The organism is Frankia sp. AgKG'84/4 (assembly GCF_023242965.2).
In the GTDB taxonomy this organism is placed as follows: Bacteria; Actinomycetota; Actinomycetes; order Frankiales; family Frankiaceae; genus Frankia.
The window spans coordinates 1-5,164 of record NZ_JALKFU020000378.1; the positions used below are offsets into that span (position 1 = coordinate 1).

At 73.6% G+C, this 5,164-nt stretch carries 7 protein-coding genes; 2 read left to right on the forward strand and 5 right to left on the reverse strand.

What is annotated here, in order from left to right; translation table 11 throughout:
* The first annotated feature begins 310 nt into the window (after positions 1–310).
* Together MXD58_RS19420 and MXD58_RS30775 are read left to right on the forward strand one after the other, a co-directional pair.
* Positions 311–958, forward strand: coding sequence for a CD225/dispanin family protein (locus tag MXD58_RS19420; protein WP_248837607.1), 648 nt, complete (start codon positions 311–313; stop codon positions 956–958).
* Between the two features lie 6 nt (positions 959–964).
* Positions 965–1,378 (forward strand): CD225/dispanin family protein, encoded by a 414-nt coding sequence (locus MXD58_RS30775; protein ID WP_248837608.1) that lies wholly within the window; start codon positions 965–967, stop codon positions 1,376–1,378.
* On the opposite strand, the gene MXD58_RS19430 is transcribed toward MXD58_RS30775, so the two are convergent.
* From MXD58_RS19430 to MXD58_RS19450, 5 genes are all read right to left on the reverse strand, one after another.
* A complete protein-coding gene (locus tag MXD58_RS19430) occupies positions 1,347–2,111 on the reverse strand; it encodes a cytochrome b/b6 domain-containing protein (protein ID WP_248837609.1) in 765 nt (254 codons plus the stop codon). The two genes, MXD58_RS30775 and MXD58_RS19430, sit on opposite strands and share 32 nt — an antisense overlap.
* Positions 2,098–2,757, reverse strand: a complete 660-nt coding sequence (locus tag MXD58_RS19435) for a molybdopterin-dependent oxidoreductase (protein WP_248837634.1) — start codon at positions 2,755–2,757, stop codon at positions 2,098–2,100. Before MXD58_RS19435 ends, MXD58_RS19430 begins: the two co-directional genes overlap by 14 nt.
* A gap of 104 nt (positions 2,758–2,861) precedes the next feature.
* Positions 2,862–3,551 carry a CD225/dispanin family protein gene (locus MXD58_RS19440; protein WP_248837610.1) on the reverse strand — a complete coding sequence of 230 codons (690 nt, stop codon included), beginning with the start codon at positions 3,549–3,551 and terminating at the stop codon, positions 2,862–2,864.
* A gap of 114 nt (positions 3,552–3,665) precedes the next feature.
* Positions 3,666–4,487 carry an ABC transporter gene (locus tag MXD58_RS19445; protein WP_248837611.1) on the reverse strand — a complete coding sequence of 274 codons (822 nt, stop codon included), beginning with the start codon at positions 4,485–4,487 and terminating at the stop codon, positions 3,666–3,668.
* Positions 4,484–5,164: ATP-binding cassette domain-containing protein (locus MXD58_RS19450; RefSeq protein ID WP_250609685.1), on the reverse strand; the 681-nt coding region annotated here is incomplete at its 5' end. The genes MXD58_RS19445 and MXD58_RS19450, both read right to left, overlap by 4 nt.

Here is a 5,164-nt window from a genome sequence, read left to right on the forward strand (position 1 = left end):
GGGGGGGGGGGGGGGGGGGGGGGGGGGGGGGGGGGGGGGGGGGGGGGGGGGGGGGGGGGGGGGGGGGGTGGGGGGGGTGGGGGGGGGGGGGGGGGGGGGGGGGCGGGGGGGGGGGGGGCGGCCCGCCCCCCCCCCCCCCCCCCCCACGCACCCGGGAGTGAGGCGCCGACCGCACCGCAGTACCGTCGCCGAAACGGCCTACGCCGGCGCTGGTTGTGCCACAATGTGCGCGCGGTCCGGGGTGCCGTGAAGTTCCACATCCATGACCGCGGGCCATGGCCGGCCCGCCACATCCGCAGGAGCCCTACGTATGTCCCAACCACCCGAGTACCCACCGGGCGGATATCCCCAGGGTGGCTACGGTCAGGGTCAGGGTGGTTACGGCCAGGACGGTGGCTACGGCGGCCAGGGTGGTTACGACCAGGGCGGCTACGGCGGCCAGGGTGGTTATGGCCAGGACGGTGGCTACGGCGGCCAGGGTGGTTACGACCAGGGCGGCTACGGCGGCCAGGGTGGTTATGGCGGCCAGGGCCAGGGCGGTTATGGTCACGGCGGTTATGGGCCTCCGCCGGGATCTGGCCCGCCGCCGGGCGGTTACGGTGCGCCGCAGGGTTACGGAGCGCCGAACTACGGCGGCCCAGGCGGGTTCGGCCCGCCGCCTCCGTACGGCCAGCCCATTCCGAACTACCTGTGGCAGGCGATCGCGGTCACGGTCCTGTGCTGCCTGCCCGCCGGAGTCGTCGCGATCATCTATGCCACCAAGGTCGACAGCCGCCGGGCCATGGGCGACATCGCCGGCGCCCTCGACGCGTCGAAGAAGGCGCGGCTGTGGTCCATCATCTCGGCCGTCGCGGTGCTCATACCTCTGATCATTCTGATCATCGTGGGTGTTTCCGGCGGGTTCGACGAGAGCAGCTCGGGCTCGTCGTACTCGACGCTCGGACCTATCTCCGTCTGAGCCGCCGTGTCCAGCCCGTCCGGTGCGCCGCGGGGCCCGTGGTCCCCGGGCTCGCGCGGTGCGGCCTGGCTGGAGAAGGGGCGGGCCTGGGTGCAGGGGACGCCGCCCGCGGAGCCGGTCGCGCTCGACGGTGCCGCGCTCGACGGTGCCGGGTTCGACGCGGACCCGGCGGTGCGCACCTACCTGTGGCAGTCGCTCGTCGCGACGCTGCTGTGCTGCCTGCCGACCGGAGCCGTGGCGCTTGTCCACGCGTCGATCGCGCAGAATCGGCTGCAGTCCGGCGACCTCGACGGGGCCAGGCAGGCCTCGGCGCGGGCCCGGCGCTGGTGCGTCGTCTCGCTCATCGCGTTCGTCGCGGTGCTGCTGCTCTACCTCGTCGCCGTGGTGATCATTGTGGCGGTGGCGCAGCGTCGGAGCTGACCGGGGGCACCGCGGGGGCGGTGGGGACCGGGGGGCGCCGCGTCGGCGTGGGCGCCCAGGCGGGGTGCTGCTGGGTGGCCCACCAGGCGGGAACCATGCCGGTGCGCATCCCGAGCCGGGCCGACGGGTCCGCCGCCGCCATCCACAGGTGGCCGAGCACGCCGAACAGCAGGCCGTACGCGAGCAGGTCGTGCACGAACGTGGCCCCGGTGCGGTAGGCGACCGGCAGCGCGCCCAGCGGTCCCGCACCCCACTGCATCACCACGCCGGTGCCGAGCATGACCAGGATGCCGCCGGCGACGAACGCGGCGAACAGCTTCTGTCCGGCGTTGAACTTCCCGACCTCACCGGCGACCCGCGCCCGCGCCCGGTTCCGCCGCCAGGATCCGAGGCGGACGCTGGCCCGCAGCCACGCCCCGTCCGCCGCGGTGAACCGGTTGAGAGCGCGCGCCTCGCGGCGGTAGGCGGCCGAGCCGGCGGCGGCCAGCATCGGCACCGGCAGCGCGAGGCCCGCGTACAGGTGCACGGCCTCGACCAGTTGGCGGCGCCCGACCAGCTCGGAAAGCGCGGGGAGATAGAGCGCGGCGCCGGTGAGCAGGCAGCAGCCGAGCAGCGCCGCCGTGCACCAGTGCACCAGGCGCGGCACCAGTCCGAACCGGTGGACCATGCCGGACCGGTGGGTCTTGCCGGACCGGTGGATCCGGCCGGCGGCGGACGGGTCAGACCGGGTCATCGTCGCGGCCGTTCGAGCGTCCGATCCAGCCGTCCACGTCGTAGCCGCGACGCTCCCAGTAGCCGGGCTCGACCGCCGCGACGGCCTCGATCTCACCCAACCATTTGATCGACTTGTAGCCGTACATCGGCGCCACGTAGAGCCGGACCGGCCCGCCGTGGTCGTGGGTCACCGGTGCGTCCAGCATCCGCAGCGCCACCAGCACGTCCGGCCGGGTGGCCTGCGCCAGGGTGAGGCTCTCGGTGTAACTGCCGTCGAACGAGCGCAGGGTCAGCGCCCGCGCCGCGGGCTGCACGCCGACCGCGTCGAGCAGGTCGCGCAGCAGCACCCCGGACCAGCGCACGTTGCCTACCCGCCAGCCTGTGACGCACTGGAAGTCGCGGACGAGGGTGGTCTGCCGCATCCGGCCGAGATCGGCCAGCGACAGCGTGCGGGCCTGGTCGACCAGGCCGTGGACGCGCAGCCGGTAGTCGGCCGGGCCGAGCTTCTGCACGCTGTCGACCACCGTGTAGTACCGGAATCCGCCGACAGGCACGAGGTCGGTGAGTCCGGTCGGATCGCCGCGCCGGATCGGGGCGAGCAAGCCTTCGGCCGCCTGCTCGCCGCGTCCGCCGAACGCGACGCCGGCGGCACCCAGGGCGAGCATGCCGAGCACGACGCGACGTCCGACCGGTGTGCCATCCGATGTCACGTACCTAGTGAAACATCCGCTTCCGGTCGTGCCGACGCGGTGCGCCCGCGGCCGGGGTATCAGCCGGGGGTGTGACCGCCTGCGCAGCTCAGCACGCTGACGAGGATCGCCCCGATCACGGCGCCGGTCCACGACCAGGTCCGGCCGAGCCGCGAGCGTTGCCGGGCGGCCTCGACGTCACCATGGGTGAGCAGGTCGGCCGTCCGAATCGCGTGCACCAGGCCGACCGCGCCGATCGGGGCGCACAGGATCGTGGCGACGATCGAGAGCACCAGATGGTCGCGCACCCGCTGCGCCCGGTGGCTGTGTGGACGGGGCGCTGGATCCGCCGCGGCGGGCTCGGCGATCCGGGCCCGCGGGGGGCACTGGGCCTGTGCGTGGACCTGGGTCGACGGGGACTGCTGGGTCTGCGGGGACTGCTGGGTCGGCACGGTCCAGAAGCAGGCCGTCGTCTCTGGTGGAGGCGGGAGTCGGGTGTGGGTGTGGTCTGGCTCGTCCGGCTCCGAGGCGACCTGGCGCGCGTCGTAGTCGTCCCGCCACTTCTCCAGCAGTTCTCGGGAGGCGGTGACGAGCTGGATCGTGCGGACCGATGCGGGGCCCTGGCTGGCGGGGCTGTCCGGGTGGTGGGCGCGGACCATCGCCCGGTAGGCCCGGCGGATCTCGGCGTGGTCGGCCCGGCGGCTCACGCCGAGCACGGCATACGCGTCGGATCCGCCGAGCTCACGGAGCAACCGGTCGTACGAGCTCACCGTGGGGAATGTTGAGGGGCCACGATTGGATCTCCTTCGCCACCAGATGAACACTCTGGGTGCTAGATCCTAGTCGGAACGTGTGCGGGTGCCCGGCTATGTGTGGCCTTGATCTCACGCGGTGATATCTCGGCGTGTCAGTGCGACCGTGCCCAGCAGCGCGGCTCCGAGTGCGTACGCCGATCCGACGGCCAGTGCTGTCCCGTAGCTCGCGTCGACGAGACCGCCCTGGCCCACCGCGTCGAAGACCAGACCCGGAAAGACGTGGGTCGCGCCGCGCCACGAGCCCTGGATGATGTGTTCGAGCGGGAACGTCCACGCCACGCCGACGGCCAGCGTCAGCGCGGTGGAGCGCACCACGAGCCCGAGCACGGTCCCGACCACCGCGAAGAACGCCGACGCCAGCAGCACGTTGCCGTACCCCGACCCGAGCGCGGCGGCGCCGTCGGCACTCCACCAGGCGGAGGTGTCGATCCCGCGGAGCCGCGCGACGAGGACCGCCACCCCGACGCTGAGCCCGAGCGCCACTGCCAGCGCGACCACGACCAGCGCGAGCATCACGGCGAGGCGGCCGACGAGCCAGCCGAGCCGGCGCGGTTCCCGCAGGAACACCGTGCGCAGCGTCCCCTGGCTGTACTCCAGGGTGATGGTGATCGCGAAGACCAGGAAGATCAGGAGTCCGGTGAAGGTGCTGCCGCCGGTGAAGCCGCGGGCGATCCCCGACGCCGTGGCGAGCTGGTCGGTCGTGACGGCGAAACCGGCCGGATCCTCGCCCGGCCCGGTGCGGGGCCGGGCCGGATCGGCCAGGCTGACGATCAGGACCGTCGAGAGTGCGGTGAGCGCGGCCAGCAGGCTCATCGCCACCACCGTGCTGGGGCGCCACAGCTTGATCAGTTCGGCCCGGAAGGAGCGTCGTACGGCCAGGGCGAGGTTCATCGGGCGGTCTCCTGCTCGGCGTCCGGTGGGGCGGCGGCGGCCGCCCGGGTGACGAGGCCCTCGTAGCGGTCCTCGAGGCTGTGGCGGTGCGGCGTCATCTCGATCAGCGTGATCCCACGGGAGGCTGCGGCCCGGTTCACGGCGGCGAGCTGGCGGGAGTACGCGCGGGAGTCGTCCGGCTCCGTGGCGAGGCTGGCCACCACGGCGCCCGGCCGGCGGACCGCCGGCAGATCCAGGCCGGCGAGCAGGTCCGCGAGCGTCGCGACGTCCTCGTCGTGCTCCGGACGCAGCAGCACCTCGACGGCCTGGCTCGCCATCAGCCGGTCGGTCGGCCCCTGGTAGGCCAGTCGGCCGCCCTCGACGACAATCAGCCAGTCGCAGATCTGCTCCACCTCGGCGAGCAGGTGCGAGGAGACCAGCACGGTCCGCCCACGTCCCGTCCGGGTCGCGAGGGAGCGGATCAGCTCCCTCATCTGCCGGATCCCGATGGGGTCCAGGCCGTTCGTCGGCTCGTCGAGGATGAGCAGGTCCGGGTCGGTGAGCAGGGCGGCGCCGATCGCCAGGCGCTGCTTCATCCCCAGGGAGTAGGAACGCACCCGGTCGCCGCCGCGCCCGGCCAGCCCGACCTGCGCCAGGATCGCCTCGACGCGCGCCGCCGCCGCGGCGCGGTCCAGCCC

Excerpts from the sequence above, each read along its gene's own strand:
- MXD58_RS19445 (WP_248837611.1), bottom strand. The coding sequence starts at position 4,487 with ATGAACCTCGCCCTGGCCGTACGACGCTCCTTCCGGGCCGAACTGATC.
- MXD58_RS19420 (WP_248837607.1), top strand. The coding sequence starts at position 311 with ATGTCCCAACCACCCGAGTACCCACCGGGCGGATATCCCCAGGGTGGC.
- MXD58_RS19435 (WP_248837634.1), bottom strand. The coding sequence starts at position 2,757 with ATGCTCGCCCTGGGTGCCGCCGGCGTCGCGTTCGGCGGACGCGGCGAG.
- MXD58_RS19430 (WP_248837609.1), bottom strand. The coding sequence starts at position 2,111 with ATGACCCGGTCTGACCCGTCCGCCGCCGGCCGGATCCACCGGTCCGGC.